Genomic DNA, 15,750 nt, shown 5'->3' with positions numbered 1-15,750 from the left:
CCCTGGGGCAGCCGCCCTGCGGCGCCATGTCGCCGACATGGGGGTGTCAATGCGGGCCCGACCCCGCCATGTCGCCGACATGGTGTGGATCATGCGGCTCTGGAGATGACGAAGCCCGGCTTGACGGCGTGTGCGAGGTCGCTCGTGATCGCGATCGTCACCAGCCCGGGGCGGTTGTGTAGCTCGACGGCCTCGACCGTGCCGGCCAGTCCTCCCTGGTCGCTCTCGATCGTCACCGCGTCCCTGATCCGCAGCGGCGCGCCTTCGAGGGCGCCGGTGGCGAACACCCACGACCGCCCGGACAGCCGGTGCACGGCTTCGACGACGAGACGCGAACCGGGAACGCGCTCCACGCCGACTCCTGTCGTCCCCGCGAAGTTCTGCTTACCCGTCAGAGCAACGGCTGGGCGAGCCTTCGGAGCTCGTGCCGGCGGGCGACCTCCGCCAGTTCGGGGACGTCCCGGAAGTCGTCCCACTCGGAATCGAAGACGACGTATCCGTTGAGCGCCTCGATCAGCATATGTTCCCCGTTGAACAGCAACACACCGTCGCCGCCGAAGTGATCGAGAATGCCGAGTACGGAGTCCACCATTGCCCGGACGTCGGCGTAGTAGGCACCCTCGTCCGACGACGGAAGAAGTCGGTAGGTAACGGTGACCCGGTGCGTGAAGCCGAGGAGCGGCGCGATCGGATCCTGGTCCGCCGGATCTTCCAGCCGAATCAGGTCGACGTGCATTCTGTCTCGTCGCAGGAATCGGGGAGTCACCGTCTCTGCGTCCAGGGCGCGCGCCAGGAACTGAGCCAAGTGCTCCGGGTGCGCCGTGGTTGAGGCATGGAAATCGAATTCGTCCGCCATCGTCAGACCCCGCCATCGAATGGATAGAAGTCGTGCACAACGCCGCCCTGAATCACCTTGATCTCCTTCAGGTCGGGTACGGGGCGCCGCTCCAGGAGTCGCCGCAGCTCGGCGGTACCCACAGTCGTGTCGTCAAGATTCAGGACGATGCGGTCCGCCTGGCCACTGGCAACCTTACGATTGATCTTGCTCCGAACCTCGTCAACGTTCGGCGTTGCCGGCGAATAGCAGTCGAAGTACTCGCCCTCGACCAGATAGTCGGGGTTCTTGCCGTTGGCCCGTGGCGGCGGGTTCTGCAGCACGTCGTAGCCGTGTTGGGACAGGGCGTCCGCCGACTCGTTCTCCCGCACCCTACCCCGGTCCTGGAGCTTTCCGGGGCGGGCGGGTGACGTGCGGTCGCCACGAGGCAGCCGGTTGGGATCAGGGGACCAGCGATGGGCTGGTGCCGGCCGACGTGCGGGGGCGGGAGCCGAGGTCGTCGTGGGTGGGGTGGTGGGGTCGTGGCGGGCGAGGCGGCGTAGTTCCTCCTCCAGCCGGCCGAGTACGCCGTCCAGCCGGCGCAGCATCGGGGCGACCCGGCGCAGGCTGCCGACCAGCCCGGTGAGCAGCCGGGCGATCTTCGCGGCCCAGCGCGCGGCCAGCGTGGAGACCTGGGCGACGACCCAGGGGGTGCCGGCGCCGAGGGTGCCGCCGGCGATGGCCAGCCACTCCCACAGCCGTACGGCGAGCACCGAGACGAAGTCGGCGATCAGGTCGCGCACGAGTTCCCGGACCAGCGCGACCACCAGCCCCGTACCGGTGGTGACCAGGGCGAGCGCGTCCGCCCCGGCGGCCATCGTGGCCAGCGCCTCGCGTTGCCGCCCGGCGTGCGCCCGGTACGCGGTGGCGGCCCCGCCCGACCAGGCTGCCAGGTCGGTGGCGACGGCCGCGTCCAGGTCGGCCGCCGTGGAGCGCAGCGCGGCGGCCACGTTGGACCAGGTGCCGGCGTACGCCTCGACCTGGTCGGGGTCGCCCGCCAGCCAGTCGAGCGCGTCGGAGAGCGGCTTGAGGTGCAGCAGCAGCCGGCGCGCCAGCGGCGAGCCGGCATCGGCGTACGGGAGATGCCAGTCGTACCAGTCCCTGCCGTCGCCCACCCGGCAAGCCTGCCAGCCCCCGGCGACCGGGAGAAGGACGACGCCGGGGCACGAACGGCGCGACGCGACGGAAACGTTACCTCGGTCCGGCGGAGGGTGACCGCGGCTGGTTCACCCGGCGGCGGTAACGTCGGCGGTGGGCTCGGGGAGGTGGGCGTGGCACGGGGTGGGGTGTTCTGCGTCGAGGGGCAGTGGCACCGCGACCTCAACGAGCGGGGCTCGGTCCTGCCGACGCTGGAGCTGCTGGAACGGCTCGGGAAGATCCGCTTCATCCACAAGGACGCGGCCACCCGGGACGAGCTGTTCTACTTCCTCGACCGCTGGCTGCTCAAGCAGTACGCCGACTACCGGGTCGGCTTCTTCGCGATGCACGGCGAGCCGAGCCGACTCCGCCTCACCGACTGGGACTCGGTCGAGCTGGCCGACGTCGCCGAGCTGATGGCCGGTCGCTGCGACGGCCGACGGCTCTACTTCGGCAGCTGCTCGGTGCTGCGGGCGTCCGACGCCGCGCTGCGCGAGTTCCTCGACGTGACCGGGGCGGCCCTGATCTGCGGGTTCACCCGGGATGTCGACTGGGTGGAGTCGGCCGCGTTCGAGACGGTGCTGCTCGACGTGCTCGCCAACGGGCACCGGCACAACGCCGCCGAGCTGCGGATGGGCTCGGCGCACTGGGCGCCGCTGGCGGCGTACCTGGGTTTCCGGGTGATCTACGCCAACGGCCGGGCCTGGCGTCCGCCCGCCCGCCCGCGGGTGCCCGCCCAGGCCACGGGCCGGGCCGCCACGGGGCAGCGCTGAGGCCGGGGGCCGGTGATCTCCACGTATCCCGAGCGGGCCAAGGTGGCGAGCATCCGGCGGGATCCCGGGTCTCGGCTGCTCTCCGAGGGCTGGAACGGCGCGTGGGCGCAGGTCGACGGCGCCGCTTTCTCCCCGCCGGCCGGCGGCCTCAGTACGCGGCGGTGAAGCGCATGTTCTCGAAGCGCGGGCGCTCGATCTCGTCGACGACGGCGACCGCCAGGTCCTCGTAGCTGAGCACCGACCGGCCCTGTTCGTCGGTGACCGGCTGGTCGGTGCCGGTGCGGTAGTGGCCGGTCCGCTCGCCCGGATGGAACTCCAGCGGCGGCGGGGAGAGGTACGTCCAGGTCACCCCGTCGGCCGATGCGCGGTACAGGGCCAGCGCGTCGGCCTGGCCCAGCGCCGCGTCCCGGTACTCCGCCGGGAAGTCCGGCTCCTCGAGGTACGGGGTGCCCTTCGGGGTCAGCAGGGTCGCCCCGCCGCCGACGTGGATGATCCGGGGCGGATTCGGCTGGTCCCGCAGCACCGTGACCAGGGTCTCCGCCGCCTCCCGCCAGAGCGACCGGTCGCCGCCGCCGACCGCCACCACCATCGCGTCGGCCTCCGCGGCCAACTCCCGTACGCTCCGCCCGGAGGTGGCGTCCCCGGTGACCACCCGTACGCCGGCCGGGAGGTAGCTCGTCGCCTCCGGGCGGCGCACCGCCGCGGTCACCCGGTGGCCACGGCTCACCGCCTCGGCCGTGATGCGCGAACCCGCCGTGCCTCCGGCACCGAACACCACGATGTCGCTCACCTGACCGCCTCCCGCGCCCGGTCGGGCCTGGCCCGACGTCGCCCGCCTCCCAGGCTATGAAGTGCGCCGGGGCCTCGGGCGCGAACGGCGATCCCGGCCGGGCGGGACCCGTTCGGACCGGCGAACGGGACTCAGTCGACCAGGGCGGAGTAGACGAGCTGGCGCAGCTGGGGCCGCAGCGGGTAGGTGCTCGACGGCATGAGCTGGGTGAACAGCAGCGCCGTGACCTCCTCCACCGGGTCGACCCAGAACGCGGTGCTGGCCAGGCCACCCCAGTAGTACTCGCCGACGCTGCTCGGCACCCGGGCCGGGACCGGATCCTGCACCACCGCGAAGCCGAGGCCGAAGCCGATGCCGTCCAGCACCGTCTCGGAGAAGCCCTCGGGGGAGAACGAGGCCAGGTCGCGCCCGTCGGGCAGGTGGTTGCGGGTCATGAAGCGCACCGTGCGGGGGCCCAGCAGCCGGACGCCGTCCAGCTCGCCGCCGCGCAGCAGCATCTGGGTGAACCGGTGGTAGTCGGCGGCCATGGAGATCAGGCCGGCCCCGCCGGAGTGCCACGTCGGCTCGGCCAGCGCGGCCCGGCCGAACGTGTCGGCCCGGAACGCCTTCCCCGTCGCCGGGTGCGGGGCGTACAGGGCGGCCAGCCGCTTGGCGTCCGCCTCGTCGACCCACCAGCGGGTGTCCGTCATGCCCAGCGGGCGGAAGATCCGCTCGGCGAAGAACGCGTCCAGCCGCTGCCCGGAGACCACCTCGACCAGCCGGCCGAGCACGTCCGTGGAGACGCCGTAGTTCCAGCTGCTGCCCGGCTGGAACAGCAGCGGCAGCCGGGCCAGCCCCTCCGAGGCGGCGGCCAGGTCGGCCCCGGCGGGCACGCCGAGGTCGAAGCCGGCCGCCCGGTACAGGCCGTCGACCACGGAGACCTGGGCGAAGCCGTACGTCAGGCCGGAGGTGTGGGTGAGCAGGTGCCAGATCCGGATCGGCTCGACCGCCGGCACCGTGTACGGCTTGAGCAGTGAGCCCCTGTCGTAGACCCGGACGTCGGCGAACTCCGGCAGGTAACGGCTGATCGGGTCGGTCAGCTCGATCCGGCCCTCCTCCCACAGCATCATCGCCGCGGCCGAGGTGACGGGCTTGGTCATCGAGTAGATGCGCCAGAGGGTGTCCTGCTCGACCGGCGCGCCGGCCTCCAGGTCGCGCATCCCGTACGTCGAGGAGTGGGCGATCTCGCCGCGGCGGGTGACCACGATCTGCCATCCGGCGAGCCGGCCGTCGTCGACGTACCCGCGGAAGTGCTCGTCGATCCGCGCCAGCCGGACGGGGTCGAAGCCGATGCGGTCCGGGTCGATGCTGGGTGCGACGCTCACGCCCAGAAAACTACTAGCCGGTACGCCCCGGAAGGAAGGGCGTCGGTGTCGGTGGCCGTCACTAGGCTGGCCGGATGCCGGAGCCGACCGAGGACGCCACGTTCCGCCACGAGGACTGGTACGGCGAGGAGCTGGCCGACCGGCACTTCGTCCGCTGCGAGTTCTTCCACGTCGACCTGACGGAGGCGGTCAGCCGGGGCGCGGTCTTCACCGGGTGCACCTTCGGCAACGTGGCGTTCAACGCCTCCCGGCACACCGACTCGGCCTTCACCCGCTGCGTGTTCAAGCGGTGCAACTTCTTCGAGGCCGAGTTCACCGGCTGCAAGCTGGTCGGCAGCAGCTTCGCCCAGTGCGACCTGCGCCCGCTGCGCGTCGACGGCGGGGACTGGTCGTTCGTGGCCCTGCCGGGCGCCGACCTGCGCGGGGCCCGCGTCACCGACGTGCGGATGCGCGAGGTGGATCTCACGGCGGCCGACCTGACGGGGGCCACGGTCACCGGCGTCGACCTGTCGGGCGCGCAACTGCACGGCTGCCGGCTCTCGGGGGCCGACCTGCGCGGCAGCGACCTCACCGCGCTCGACCCGACCGTCGTCGAGCGGGCCGGCGCGCGGGTCGACGCCGAGCAGGCCGTCGTGCTCGCCCAGGCGCTCGGCTTCCGGGTCGGCTGACCGGGCGACGAGATTCCAGGGCCGCCCCACCGGTGCCTGCCGCCCGTGCCCTGGGTGCCATGCGGGTGAGGCTGCGGCTCCGCCCGCACGGGGACAGTTTGTCCGTCACCGTGCCCGGAAGCGGCCGTACGGTCGCGCTGTCCCGATCCGTCCGTCCCCTGTGGAGGCCCTTCCGATGAGCCGCACCACCACCGCCCGCACCGTCCGTCCCGCCGGCCCGGCACGTGTCGACGACGAGCCTGGCGAGTCGCTCCGGGAGATCCCGCTGCCCCCGTACGTCACCGGGGAGGACGTGCACTTCGCGGTGCGGGCGGTGGTCGTGCACGCGCCCCGGCGCTGGTCGGGCGGGACGATCTGCCGCAACGACGCCAGCCCGCACCCGTGCCGCCTGCACCGGTGGGGCCGGCGGGTGCTCGCGCTGCGCGGGCTGCGGGCCGCCGAGATCGACGCCCTCGTCGAGCGGGGCGACCCGACCGCCGTGGTGCCCGCGCCGCACCGCCCCGGGGCCTGAGAGCCGCCGCGGGGCCGGAGAGCCGCCGGATTTGAGAACGTCGCGGGGCCGGAGAGCCGCCGCGGCGTGTCCGCGTACCCGGTGCGGGCCCGCCGCGGCGGCTCTGCGGTGCCCGGGCCCCTTCCTCCGCACCCGGAAGGGGCCCGGGCAGGTCAGCAGAGGAAGACGTCGGCCGCGTACCCGGTCGGCTCCCAGACCGTCATCCAGTCGCTGGTCGGGTCGTCGCCCACCGCGATCTGCCCGGTGACGACGATCGTGTTGCCCCCGTGCGTGCGCTCGAACGAGATCGTGCTCTCCCCGGTGGCCACCGTTTCCGCCGTACGGGGTGGCGGGGGTCGGCCGTCGAGACGGGCGGCCGTACGGGCTGGCGGGGTCAGCCGTCGAGCCGGGCGGCCGTCACCGGCCCGGCCGCCGGTTCGACGGGAGGCGCCAGGACGGCCACCGCCCTGTCGGTCACCAGGCCCCCGTCGACCAGTACCAGCCGGCGGCACCGGGGATCGCCCGTCCGGTCGGGCAGCTTCCCCGCCAGCGTCCGGACCTCTTCGGCGGAGGCGTCGTCGAGCACGAACCCCTCCGGGCGCCACGTCCCGTCCACCGTGAAGAACGCCTTGCTGTCGTTGTCCAGGTCGCCGTTGAGCACCACCGTCCGGTCCGAGCCCGTCAGGTCGCTCGACGCCTCGTTGAGCCCCCACACCTGGTACGACGCGTTGCCCTCGCGCGGGGCGTCACCCACCGCCACCCCGGTGCAACCGGCCAGCAGCGCCAGCGCCGCCACCGGCCCCAGCAGCCGTGGTACCCGCCGTCGACCCATCGCCGCCTCCCCGCGGTGCCGTCGTCCTCGCAGGGATCAGACCACGGTGGGGGCCGGTCGGTTCCGGCCGGGCGGCGGCGGATCCACCCCGCCGGCCGTCGGTCCAGCCTACGCCGCGTCGGGGCAGGTCGGAGGCGTTTCCGGCGGTACGGCGGCACGCCGCCCCGTCGATGGTGCTCTATTTGACGGATGCCCCGTCAGGGGGCACCGTAGGCAGAGACGGGGGTGCGACCTGCCCTGTTTCATACGGAGACGACCGTTTCGCCGCGTAGCCTCCCTGACGTGCCCGTACACGGGCAGAGTCCGGCTGCGCCGACCGCGATCCGAGCGACGAGGAGTCCCGCCATGCTGACCATGACCGACAACGCCGTGCTCGTCATCCGCGACCTGGCCAACCAGGAGGACGTCGCCGAGGGCGGCGGGCTGCGGATCGCGGCGGACACCGACGCCGGCTCGCTGACCATCGAGCTGGTGGCCGAGCCGGCGCAGGGCGACCAGGTGGTGGACACCCAGGGCGCCCGGATCTTCCTCGACTCGGACGCCGCCGAACTGCTCAGCGACAGCTCCGTCGACGCCACCGTCGACGACGAGGGGATCGTGCAGTTCGGCTTCACCGAGAAGCAGTAGCGGTCAGCCCGCCCGCCTGGACTCGCCGCCCCGGTGGGACCGCGCGGGCCGGCCCCGCTCGTCCCGCCACGGCCCCGGGCGGTCCTCCCGCCTCGGGCCGGCCAGCGCGCGCAGTACGTGCGCGAGGTGGTGGGACGTGCTCCAGGCGACCCAGTTCGTGCTGTGCCCCGCCCCGACCACCCGGCGGGCCCGGCGCACGATCTCGTGGTCGCCCCACGAGAAGGCGGCCCCGTCGGTCGGCCAGTGCGGCGCCGACACCAGGGTCCGGCACAGGTCGGTCATCCGGTCGTCGCCCCGGCCGCCCCGCCGCGACCAGCGGTAGACCCACCACGCCCCGTCCGCGGTGTACCGGACGGTGGGCAGCCGGTCCCCTCCCGCGTCCGCGCCGGGCACCGCGCAACCGACCCCGTAGTCGCCGAACCCGACGCCCAGGTCGGCCAGCCGCCGCCAGAGCAGCCAGTCCCAGCGCTCCAGGCGTACCGGCTCGTCGGTGGGCAGCCGGGACAGCGTCGGCGGCAGCCCGCCGGCCGCCACCGTCACCGTCCGCCAGGCGTGCCGCCGGGCCCAGTCCGCCAGCCGCCGTACGCGCGCCTCGGCCTGCCGCACGTCGGCCGCGCAGCAGACGTCCCCGAGGTCGACCAGCAGCTCGCACTGCTCCGGCACCAGTCGGCTGAGCCGCCAGATCCGCTCCACCGCGGCCGTGGCCGCGTCCGGGCCCGAGCGGTCGCGTCCGGGCCGCAGCCGCACCACCATCCGCCCGCCGTACGCCCGGGCCGCCAGGCCGTGCGCCGCGAGCCGGCGGTCGCTGTCCGCGAGACCCGCCACCGGCACCAGGGGTACGCCCCAGCGGACCAGTTCGCCCTCCGGCCCGTCGGGCAGCGCAGTCACGTCGACCGCCGGCACCAGGCCGGCGGGGAGCCGGGCGAGACCGTCCGGAATGGAAGGATTCACGATGGACACGTCGAGAACCGGAGCGAGCAGGGGTGCCGTGGCACCGTCGACATGACACAGTGCCTCGAGCTCGCCCCGCCGACTGGCGAGGACGGGGCGGTAGACCGGTTCCGCCACCCGGCCCCCGTGGGCGGGCACCATACCTCAGCGTACCGACCAGATCACGCCGACCACAGTGCTTGCCGAAAATGCCCGGCCGTCCCGGCAGGACCCTGGTTACCATCCCCGGATGCCCGAGGCCCCGCACCGCTACCGTTCCCCGGACGAGGACAGCGCGCGCTGGCTCGGCTTCCCGTTCCGCGACGGCGACATCGTCATCAGCACCCGCTCCAAGAGCGGCACCACCTGGATGCAGATGATCTGCGCCCTGCTGGTGTTCGGCACGCCCGACCTGCCGGCCCCGCTGCCGCACCTCTCGCCGTGGCTGGACTGGCTGGTGGAGCCCCGCGACGAGGTGTACGCCCGGCTCGCGGCGCAGCGGCACCGCCGGTTCGTCAAGACGCACACCCCGCTCGACGGCGTCCCACTCGACCCCCGGGCGCACTACGTGGTGGTGGCCCGGCACCCGCTCGACATGGCGGTCTCCCTGTGGCACCAGGCTGGCAACCTGGACCGCGTACGGATGGCCGAGCTGACCGGCCGGCCGAGGCCGGAGGGGCCGCCGGCCCCGCGTACGCCCCTGGCCGAGTGGTTGCCGCGCTGGGTGGACCGGGAGGTCGACCCGCGCGAGGAACTGGACTCGCTGCCCGGGGTGCTGTGGCACCTGGCGGACGCCTGGTCCCGCCGCGACCGGCCCAACGTCACCCTGGTGCACTACGACGACCTGGTCGCCGACCTGCCCGGGCAGATGCGTGCCCTGGCCCGCAGGCTCGGCGTCGAGGTGCCCGAGGCGCGCTGGCCGGAGCTGGTCGAGGCCGCCACCTTCGAGCGGATGCGCCGACGGGCGGACCAGCTCGCCCCTGACCCGGCGGGCGTGCTCAAGGACCGCTCCGCCTTCTTCCGGCGTGGCGGCTCCGGCCAGGGCCGGGAGCTGCTCGACCCGGCCGCGCTGGCCCGCTACCGGCGGCGCACCGCCGCCCTCGCCCCGCCGGACCTGCTCGCCTGGCTCCACCGTGCCGACTGACGCCGCCCCCGTCGCGGTCACCTGACGCATGATCGTCTGTGGGTGAGCGGGCGCCCGTCGACGTGTCCTCTCCCTCGACAGCAGCCGGTCAACGCCGGCCCGCCGCCGCCGGGAGCCCGGCGGCGGCGAACCTGTCTGCGTCAGTCGTCCCCGCCGTGGTCGTCCCTGCCGTGGTCGTCCCCGGCGCGGTCGTCCGCGCTCGGGTGGTCGTCCCCGTCCCGGCCGCCGCCGTGGTCGTCGCCGCTCTGGTCGTCGCCGCTCTGGTCGTCGCCGCTCTGGTCGTCGCCGCTCTGGTCGTCGCCGCTCTGGTCGTCGGCGCTCGGGTGGTCGTCGCGGCTTGCGCTTCCGCGGCGGTCGTCGGAGCCGCCGCCGCGACGGTCGTCGGCCGCCTCCCGCCTGATTCGCCCGATCGCGCCCGTGGCCCGGTCGACGTCGACCTCGTACGTCTTGCTGCCGGCCACGACGTCCACCCGCCACACCGACCGGCCGTGCTCCGACTCGGCCTCGATCCTGACGATCCGGCCGCCGCCCGTCGCGGCGAGCGCGAGCTGGCCGGCCCGGTCCCGGCTCACCTGACCGGCCACCGGGGCACCGGTCGTCGTACCGGTCGACCGGTCTCCGCCCGGCGTGTAGTCTCCGCCCGGCGTGTCGTCGGTCGTCGCGGCCACCGCCGTCAGGGCGGTACCGCCGGCCGGCCGGTCGGTGCGGTCCGCCGCGCCCACGCCGAGAGCCGCGCCGGTGATCGCCAGCGCGGCCGCCCCGCCGATCGCCGCCAGGAGCCGGTCGGCCGGCCTGGGCGGTTCCGGCGGCCACGGCCCCTCGTTGTCACCGGGCTGGGCAGGCCCGGGCCGGGCGCCCCGGGCGACCCCCGTTCCGTGCACTGTGGAGCTGCCCGCACAACCGGGGCAAGCTCCGGCGAACGCGCTCCGCCCGCTTCCCACCTCGGCGCCTCGACGCGACGACCCGACCCCGACACCGAACGGACGAGTGGAGACTCCCGGCTCTACACCACTCCACGGGACGCGACCGCGGTGGCGCCGAGGCCGGCGATGACGCGGCTCGTTCCTTCACGACCGGTGGCCTCCGGGCCCTGTTGGTACGTGGGAGCGTGGGCGGGGCAGCTCCACAGCGCCCGAGACGGATACTCTCCAGCCGCCAGCCGCCAGCCGCCAGCCGCCAGCCGCCAGCCGCCAGCCGCCAGCCGCCAGCCGCCAGCCGCCAGCCGCCAGCCGCCAGCCGCCCCGCCGTACGGGATGTGCCAGACCTCGGTGAGCAGCACCCGTTTGGTCACCACCTGGCCCGCGCGGACCGCGAGGTGGTGCAGCAGGTCGAACTCCCGGGGCGTCAGCTCCACCGCGACCCCGTCCAGGGTGACCTGCCGCGACCGGGGGGTCGATCCGCAGCCCGCCGACGGCCAGGGTCGGGTCGCCCTCGGCGGTGGCGGCGGCCCGGCGCAGCACGGCCCGGACCCGCGCGTCGAGCTGGGCGGCGGTGAACGGCTTGACCACGTAGTCGTCGGCGCCGGCGTCGAGGACCCGGACGATCTCCGTCTCGTCGTCGCGCGCGATGGCCACGATGACCGGCACCGCGCTGACCGCGCGCAGCATCCGCAGCAGTTCACGGCCGTCCAGGTCGGGCAGCCCGAGATCGAGTACGACCAGGTCCGGCCGTTCGTCGAGGGCGTCGCGCAGGCCGTCCAGCGCGGTCGACGCGGCGGCGACCGCGTGCCCCCGCTCGCGCAGCGCCCGTAACCCGGGACCGGGGGATATTGGGGGCATGGGCCGTCACCCGTTCCTCGCCGTCGTCGGCTGGCTGGTCACCGTCGCGGTGGCCACCGTCGTCGGGTTGGCCGCGATCCCGCTGGTCGGGGACAGCATCACCGGCACGCCCGGCGGGGTGCGCAGCGCTCGGGACGTCGCCGAGACCCTTGCCTCACCCGTGCCGTCGCCCGCCACGTCGGGCGCGGGTGCGTCCCCGTCCGCCGGTCCCGCCCCGACGGGCACCACCGCGGCCCCCGGCGCGACGCGGCAGTTCTCCGCGAGGGGCGGCAGCGCGGTCGCCGAGTGCGGTCCGGCCGGCGTACGGCTGGTCTACTGGACCCCCGCGCAGGGCTACCGGGCCGCCGAGGTGGAGCGCGGGCCGGGCCACGAGGCGAAGGTCCGGTTCGTCGGGCCGGACGGCCGGTCGGAGCTGAAGGTGCGCTGCGCCGGCGGGCACCCGGTGCTCGACGACTGACCGCGCGTCGGCGGCCGGCGGAAACGGGCGCACGGCGCCGCCCCGACCCTGAGGTCGTAACGTCGCCGCGCTCCGGCCGTCTCCCGCCGTCGCAGCCACCCGGCGGTACGCCAGCGGGGACTTGGCTCGACCGGCCGCGCGGGCCGGTCGATGCTGTCGATGCCCGGTGTGTCCGGGTCCAAACCTCCGAACAGTGGGGAATTCCACCATCTGCGGTTACCGGCGTGACGCGCGCCGCCGCCGGGTATGTGCGCGCCATGGAGCATTACACGATCGCGACCGTGGCCGAGAAGAGCCCGGACTTCCGGCGGGCGCGGAAATCCACGAGGGGATCGACCAGATCCTGACGTTCGTCAGCGGCACCGGCGAGGCCCGGGTCGCCGGCGCGAAGAAGGCGGTCGCCCAGGGGGACCTGGTGGTGGTGCCGGCCGGCACGAAGCACAACTTCGTCAACACCGGCCCGAACCCGCTGGTCCTCTACACCGTGTACGGCCCGCCGGAGCACGCCGACCAGGCGGTGCACCGGACGAAGGAGGAGGCCGACGCGGCGGAGGCGGCCGGCGAGGACGAGCCGCCGACCGCGTGACGGGCCGCCCAGGCCGCCGGGCGCCCCCGGTCAGGCCACCACCGGTACGGCAGAGACGTCCACCGTCTCCGGGTACTTCAGCCCCGCGCCCGTGTTGAGCACCACCACCCGCTCGCCGGCCCGGATCCACCCGCCGGCGCGCAGGTGCCGGGCGGCGGTCAGGCAGGCCGCCCCCTCGGGACACAGCAGCAGCCCCTCGTCGGCGCCGAAGTCCCGCAGGTCGGCCAGGATCTCCGCGTCGTCCACCGCGATCGCCGTGCCGGCGCTGGCCCGCAGCGCGGACAGGACCAGCTCGTCGCCCAGCGGCGCCGGCACGGTGATGCCGAACGCCACCGTCCGCGCGTCCACCCACGGTTCGGCCCGCTCGTCCCCGTTGGCGAACGCCCGGACGATCGGCGCGCAGCCGGTCGACTGCACCGCCACCAGCCGGGGCAGCTGGTCGCCGATCCAGCCCAGCTCGCGCAGCTCCAGCATCGCCTTGTGGATGGCGATCAGCCCCACCCCGCCGCCGGTCGGATAGATGATCACGTCGGGCACCTGCCAGCCGAGCTGCTCGACGATCTCGTACCCCATCGTCTTCTTGCCCTCCAGCCGGTAGGGCTCGCGCAGCGTGCCGGCGTCGAAGATCGCGCCGCCGGAGGACGCCACCAGGGCGGCGATGTGCCGGCCGGCGTCGCTGATCAGCCCGTCGACCAGGCGCAGGTCGGCGCCGGCGGCCAGCACCTCGCGGCGGCAGATCGCCGGCGCGTCCAGTGGCATGGCGATGGTCGCCCCGATCCCGGCCCGGGCCGCGTACGTCGCCCAGGCCGCGCCCGCGTTGCCGTTGGTCGGCATGGCGATCCGGGTCGCGCCCAGCTCGCGGGCCCGGCTCACCCCGACCGCCGCCCCCCGCGCCTTGAACGAGCCGGTCGGGGTCAGCCCCTCGTCCTTGACGATCAGGTCGGGGATGCCGATCCGGGCGCCGTACGCCGGGGCGCGCAGCAGCGGCGTCCAGCCCTCGCCCAGCGTGGTGACGTACCGGGGGTCGGCCACCGGCAGCAGCTCGCGGTAGCGCCACAGGTCGGCCGGGCGCAGCATGAACCGTTCCGGCATGACGGTGTCGGCGACCGCCGCCAGGTCGTAGCGGGCCAGCAGGGGCGAGCCGCACTGGCACAGGTTCTGCGGCTCCGTCGCCGGGTACGCCCGGCCGCAGCGCGGGCACTCCAGGTGCGTCAGGTACACGTGCCTGCTCCTCGCATCCTCAGCTTGCGTCGATGCTCAGCCAGTTCCGGCTGCGGCGGCCCGGCTCGTACGCCGAGTCCAGCCGCTTCGCCACCACCCCGGGCAGCCCCTGTTCGCGGCCGGCCCGCAACGCGTCCGCCCCGGCGGCGGGGAACCACGGCGGAGTCTGCCAGTGCGCCCCGGCCAGCGCCAGACCGTCGAGCAGTTCGCGGCGCTGCGCGTACGGCACCTCGACGCTGGACACGCCCTCCAGCCAGAGCAGGTCGAAGACCAGGTACTGCCCGGTCGCGCCGGCGCGAGCGCCGGTGCCCGGCCGGGCCGGCCGGACCCGGCCCCGCCGGTCGATGTCGACCAGCACGCCGTCCAGGACCGCCTCCGTCGGCGCCAGCTCCTCGGCCAGCTCGCGCAGCCACGGGTACGCCCCGGTGACGTCGGCGTCGGCGTCGTCGATCAGCCGCAGCCGGCCGCCGGAGACGTACGCCGCGGCCCGGACGCCGTCCCAGCGCAGCTCGTACCCCCAGGCCGCCTCGTCGCGGGGCAGCCGGGCGGCCCGCGTCGGGCGCATCGGGCGGACCAGTTCCGGCATGCTCGTCCAGCCCGGCGGCGCGGGGTCGGTGCGGCGGACCATCCAGTCCCGGCCGCCGGTGGCGAACAGGACGTACCGGCCGGAGCTCCGCTTCCCGTCGAGGACCACGACCACCTCGTCGTCGCGCCACTTCTCCGCGCGGTACGTCCCGGTGTCGTGGATGGTCATCCGGCCCCCGCCGTACTCGCCGGCCGGGATCTCGCCGTGGAAGGTGAGGTACTCCATCGGGTGGTCCTCGGTGTGCACGGCGAGGTGGTTGCGGCCCGGCTCCCGGGGCAGGCCGCGCGGCACCGCCCAGGACGCCAGCACGCCCTCGTGCTCCAGCCGCAGGTCCCAGTGCAGCCGGCGGGCGTGGTGCTGCTGGATGACGAACCGGGGCCTGCGCCGGCCCGCCCGCCCCGGCGCGGGCGTCCGCTCCGGCAGCGGCTCGGGGGTACGCTTCGCGTCCCTCCGGCGCCGGTACTCCTCCAGCCGGTCGGCCATCCCCGCATTCTCCGGTACGCGGTGCCCCCCGGCATCGCCGACCGTCCGGTTCGTGCCGTTCCGAACGCTTCCGTCGTTGGGCGGGCCCGGGGGCATGTCGGATGCGATCGGGGGTAGAACCGCCGGCATGACGAGCGTTGACCAGCTCACCGTCCCACTCGCCGGCGACGTCCGGATGCCGCTGCTCGGCTTCGGCACCTGGCAGGCCACGGGCCAGGCCGGCTACGACGCCGTGCTCGCCGCCCTCGACGCCGGCTACCGGCACATCGACACCGCCACGATGTACGGCAACGAGCGGGAGGTGGGCCGGGCGGTCAGGGAGAGCGGGGTGCGCCGGGAGGACCTCTTCATCACCACGAAGCTGCCGCCGGAACGGGTGGGCCGGGAGCGGGAGACCATCGAGGAGAGCCTGCGCGCCCTCGACACCGACCACGTCGACCTGTGGCTGATCCACTGGCCGCCGGCCACGCCCGGGGACAGCATTCCCACCTGGCGGGAGCTGCTGGCGGCCCGGGACGAGGGGCTGGCCCGCGCGGTCGGGGTCAGCAACTACAGCGTCAGCCAGATCGACGAGCTGATCCAGGCCACCGAGGAGACCCCGGCGGTGAACCAGATCCGCTGGAGCCCCACCCTGTACGACCGGCGGACGCACGCCGCGCACCGGGACCGGGGTGTCGTGCTGGAGGGCTACAGCCCGTTCAAGACCAGCGACCTGTCGGATCCGGTGCTGACCCGGATCGCTGCCGCGCACGACGCGTCCCCGGCGCAGGTGGTGCTGCGCTGGCACATCGACCACGAGATCGTGGTGATCCCCAAGTCGGTGACGCCGGAGCGCATCCGCGCCAACTTCGACGTCTTCGGCTTCTCGCTGACGGCGGAGGAGATGCGCGACATCGACGCCCTCGGCCGGTAATCAAGTACACGTACCTGATCCGGACGGACAAGCCGGTCGCGGTCAAGACGGAGAAGCGGCAGAACGACGGCTCCTACAGCGTCGAGTACACGCTGCA

19 protein-coding genes and 2 pseudogenes are annotated in these 15,750 nt (G+C 74.4%); 9 read left to right on the top strand and 12 right to left on the bottom strand.

The genetic code is table 11. The annotated features are described in order from the left end of the window. Positions 1–89: 89 nt before the first annotated feature. Genes ACGFIZ_RS18690 through ACGFIZ_RS18680 form a run of 3 tightly spaced genes read right to left on the bottom strand, consistent with a single transcriptional unit; the run spans position 90 to position 1,989 of the window. Positions 90–353, bottom strand: coding sequence for a hypothetical protein (locus ACGFIZ_RS18690; RefSeq protein ID WP_393420784.1), 264 nt, complete (start codon positions 351–353; stop codon positions 90–92). Between the two features lie 38 nt (positions 354–391). Further along, on the bottom strand, positions 392–856 hold the full coding sequence (locus ACGFIZ_RS18685; RefSeq protein WP_393420782.1) for a SitI3 family protein: 465 nt from the start codon (positions 854–856) through the stop codon (positions 392–394). Positions 857–858: 2 nt separating this feature from the next. Continuing rightward, entirely contained in the window at positions 859–1,989 is a 1,131-nt protein-coding gene (locus ACGFIZ_RS18680) for a hypothetical protein (RefSeq protein WP_393420780.1), read from the bottom strand. 156 nt (positions 1,990–2,145) lie between these two features. Between ACGFIZ_RS18680 and ACGFIZ_RS18675 the strand changes: the two genes are divergently transcribed. Together ACGFIZ_RS18675 and ACGFIZ_RS18670 are read left to right on the top strand one after the other, a co-directional pair. After that, positions 2,146–2,784: a DUF6642 family protein gene (locus ACGFIZ_RS18675; RefSeq protein WP_393420778.1), complete on the top strand. Its 639-nt coding sequence runs from the start codon at positions 2,146–2,148 to the stop codon at positions 2,782–2,784. A gap of 12 nt (positions 2,785–2,796) precedes the next feature. Next, positions 2,797–2,910 (top strand): annotated as a pseudogene (locus ACGFIZ_RS18670) (PPOX class F420-dependent oxidoreductase); the annotation flags it as partial. 22 nt (positions 2,911–2,932) lie between these two features. On the opposite strand, the gene ACGFIZ_RS18665 reads toward ACGFIZ_RS18670, so the two are convergent. Then, the gene (locus ACGFIZ_RS18665) at positions 2,933–3,574 is read right to left on the bottom strand and encodes an NAD(P)-dependent oxidoreductase (protein ID WP_393420776.1); all 642 of its coding nucleotides are present in this window, start codon (positions 3,572–3,574) and stop codon (positions 2,933–2,935) included. A gap of 131 nt (positions 3,575–3,705) precedes the next feature. Continuing rightward, a complete protein-coding gene (locus ACGFIZ_RS18660) occupies positions 3,706–4,938 on the bottom strand; it encodes a serine hydrolase domain-containing protein (RefSeq protein WP_393420774.1) in 1,233 nt (410 codons plus the stop codon). Positions 4,939–5,012: 74 nt separating this feature from the next. Here ACGFIZ_RS18660 and ACGFIZ_RS18655 point away from each other — a divergent pair, with 74 nt between their 5' ends. Next, positions 5,013–5,606: a pentapeptide repeat-containing protein gene (locus ACGFIZ_RS18655; protein ID WP_393420772.1), complete on the top strand. Its 594-nt coding sequence runs from the start codon at positions 5,013–5,015 to the stop codon at positions 5,604–5,606. A 175-nt stretch (positions 5,607–5,781) separates the two neighbouring features. Beyond that, positions 5,782–6,117 (top strand): hypothetical protein, encoded by a 336-nt coding sequence (locus ACGFIZ_RS18650; RefSeq protein ID WP_393420770.1) that lies wholly within the window; start codon positions 5,782–5,784, stop codon positions 6,115–6,117. 152 nt (positions 6,118–6,269) lie between these two features. Here the strand turns inward: ACGFIZ_RS18650 and ACGFIZ_RS18645 are convergent, their stop codons facing one another. After that, complete coding sequence (locus ACGFIZ_RS18645; protein WP_393420768.1) at positions 6,270–6,425, bottom strand: hypothetical protein; 156 nt, start codon at positions 6,423–6,425, stop codon at positions 6,270–6,272. 65 nt (positions 6,426–6,490) lie between these two features. After that, positions 6,491–6,928, bottom strand: a complete 438-nt coding sequence (locus ACGFIZ_RS18640) for a hypothetical protein (protein WP_393420766.1) — start codon at positions 6,926–6,928, stop codon at positions 6,491–6,493. Between the two features lie 345 nt (positions 6,929–7,273). On the opposite strand from ACGFIZ_RS18640, the gene ACGFIZ_RS18635 reads away from it, so the two are divergent. After that, positions 7,274–7,555: an iron-sulfur cluster biosynthesis family protein gene (locus tag ACGFIZ_RS18635; protein ID WP_393420764.1), complete on the top strand. Its 282-nt coding sequence runs from the start codon at positions 7,274–7,276 to the stop codon at positions 7,553–7,555. 3 nt (positions 7,556–7,558) lie between these two features. On the opposite strand, the gene ACGFIZ_RS18630 is transcribed toward ACGFIZ_RS18635, so the two are convergent. After that, positions 7,559–8,647: a beta family protein gene (locus ACGFIZ_RS18630; RefSeq protein WP_393420762.1), complete on the bottom strand. Its 1,089-nt coding sequence runs from the start codon at positions 8,645–8,647 to the stop codon at positions 7,559–7,561. 88 nt (positions 8,648–8,735) lie between these two features. Here ACGFIZ_RS18630 and ACGFIZ_RS18625 point away from each other — a divergent pair, with 88 nt between their 5' ends. Then, entirely contained in the window at positions 8,736–9,629 is an 894-nt protein-coding gene (locus ACGFIZ_RS18625) for a sulfotransferase domain-containing protein (RefSeq protein ID WP_393420760.1), read from the top strand. Positions 9,630–9,769: 140 nt separating this feature from the next. Here the strand turns inward: ACGFIZ_RS18625 and ACGFIZ_RS18620 are convergent, their stop codons facing one another. Further along, positions 9,770–10,510, bottom strand: coding sequence for a PepSY domain-containing protein (locus tag ACGFIZ_RS18620; protein ID WP_393420758.1), 741 nt, complete (start codon positions 10,508–10,510; stop codon positions 9,770–9,772). Positions 10,511–10,866: 356 nt separating this feature from the next. Further along, positions 10,867–11,407: pseudogene (locus tag ACGFIZ_RS18615) on the bottom strand (response regulator transcription factor); the annotation flags it as partial. Between ACGFIZ_RS18615 and ACGFIZ_RS18610 the strand changes: the two are divergent. Continuing rightward, positions 11,406–11,864 (top strand): septum formation initiator, encoded by a 459-nt coding sequence (locus tag ACGFIZ_RS18610; RefSeq protein ID WP_393420756.1) that lies wholly within the window; start codon positions 11,406–11,408, stop codon positions 11,862–11,864. The pseudogene ACGFIZ_RS18615 and the gene ACGFIZ_RS18610 sit on opposite strands and share 2 nt — an antisense overlap. A gap of 193 nt (positions 11,865–12,057) precedes the next feature. Next, positions 12,058–12,450, top strand: coding sequence for a cupin domain-containing protein (locus tag ACGFIZ_RS18605; protein ID WP_393420754.1), 393 nt, complete (start codon positions 12,058–12,060; stop codon positions 12,448–12,450). Positions 12,451–12,480: 30 nt separating this feature from the next. Here the strand turns inward: ACGFIZ_RS18605 and ACGFIZ_RS18600 are convergent, their stop codons facing one another. Both ACGFIZ_RS18600 and ACGFIZ_RS18595 read right to left on the bottom strand, forming a co-directional pair. After that, a complete protein-coding gene (locus ACGFIZ_RS18600) occupies positions 12,481–13,671 on the bottom strand; it encodes a threonine synthase (RefSeq protein ID WP_393420752.1) in 1,191 nt (396 codons plus the stop codon). Between the two features lie 19 nt (positions 13,672–13,690). After that, complete coding sequence (locus ACGFIZ_RS18595) at positions 13,691–14,740, bottom strand: DNA polymerase ligase N-terminal domain-containing protein (protein ID WP_393420750.1); 1,050 nt, start codon at positions 14,738–14,740, stop codon at positions 13,691–13,693. Positions 14,741–14,867: 127 nt separating this feature from the next. On the opposite strand from ACGFIZ_RS18595, the gene ACGFIZ_RS18590 reads away from it, so the two are divergent. Further along, positions 14,868–15,653 carry an aldo/keto reductase gene (locus ACGFIZ_RS18590; protein ID WP_393420748.1) on the top strand — a complete coding sequence of 262 codons (786 nt, stop codon included), beginning with the start codon at positions 14,868–14,870 and terminating at the stop codon, positions 15,651–15,653. The last annotated feature ends 97 nt before the right edge of the window (positions 15,654–15,750 follow it).

The sequence above is a fragment of the Micromonospora sp. NPDC048830 genome (assembly GCF_043198215.1).
Classification (GTDB): Bacteria; Actinomycetota; Actinomycetes; order Mycobacteriales; family Micromonosporaceae; genus Micromonospora.
This window is presented reverse-complemented; position numbering and strand designations above follow the sequence as displayed.

Coding starts and splice junctions, on each gene's coding strand:
- ACGFIZ_RS18685 (WP_393420782.1), bottom strand. CDS start 856: ATGGCGGACGAATTCGATTTCCATGCCTCAACCACGGCGCACCCGGAG.
- ACGFIZ_RS18655 (WP_393420772.1), top strand. CDS start 5,013: ATGCCGGAGCCGACCGAGGACGCCACGTTCCGCCACGAGGACTGGTAC.
- ACGFIZ_RS18650 (WP_393420770.1), top strand. CDS start 5,782: ATGAGCCGCACCACCACCGCCCGCACCGTCCGTCCCGCCGGCCCGGCA.
- ACGFIZ_RS18640 (WP_393420766.1), bottom strand. CDS start 6,928: ATGGGTCGACGGCGGGTACCACGGCTGCTGGGGCCGGTGGCGGCGCTG.
- ACGFIZ_RS18635 (WP_393420764.1), top strand. CDS start 7,274: ATGCTGACCATGACCGACAACGCCGTGCTCGTCATCCGCGACCTGGCC.
- ACGFIZ_RS18630 (WP_393420762.1), bottom strand. CDS start 8,647: ATGGTGCCCGCCCACGGGGGCCGGGTGGCGGAACCGGTCTACCGCCCC.
- ACGFIZ_RS18625 (WP_393420760.1), top strand. CDS start 8,736: ATGCCCGAGGCCCCGCACCGCTACCGTTCCCCGGACGAGGACAGCGCG.
- ACGFIZ_RS18610 (WP_393420756.1), top strand. CDS start 11,406: ATGGGCCGTCACCCGTTCCTCGCCGTCGTCGGCTGGCTGGTCACCGTC.
- ACGFIZ_RS18595 (WP_393420750.1), bottom strand. CDS start 14,740: ATGGCCGACCGGCTGGAGGAGTACCGGCGCCGGAGGGACGCGAAGCGT.
- ACGFIZ_RS18590 (WP_393420748.1), top strand. CDS start 14,868: ATGACGAGCGTTGACCAGCTCACCGTCCCACTCGCCGGCGACGTCCGG.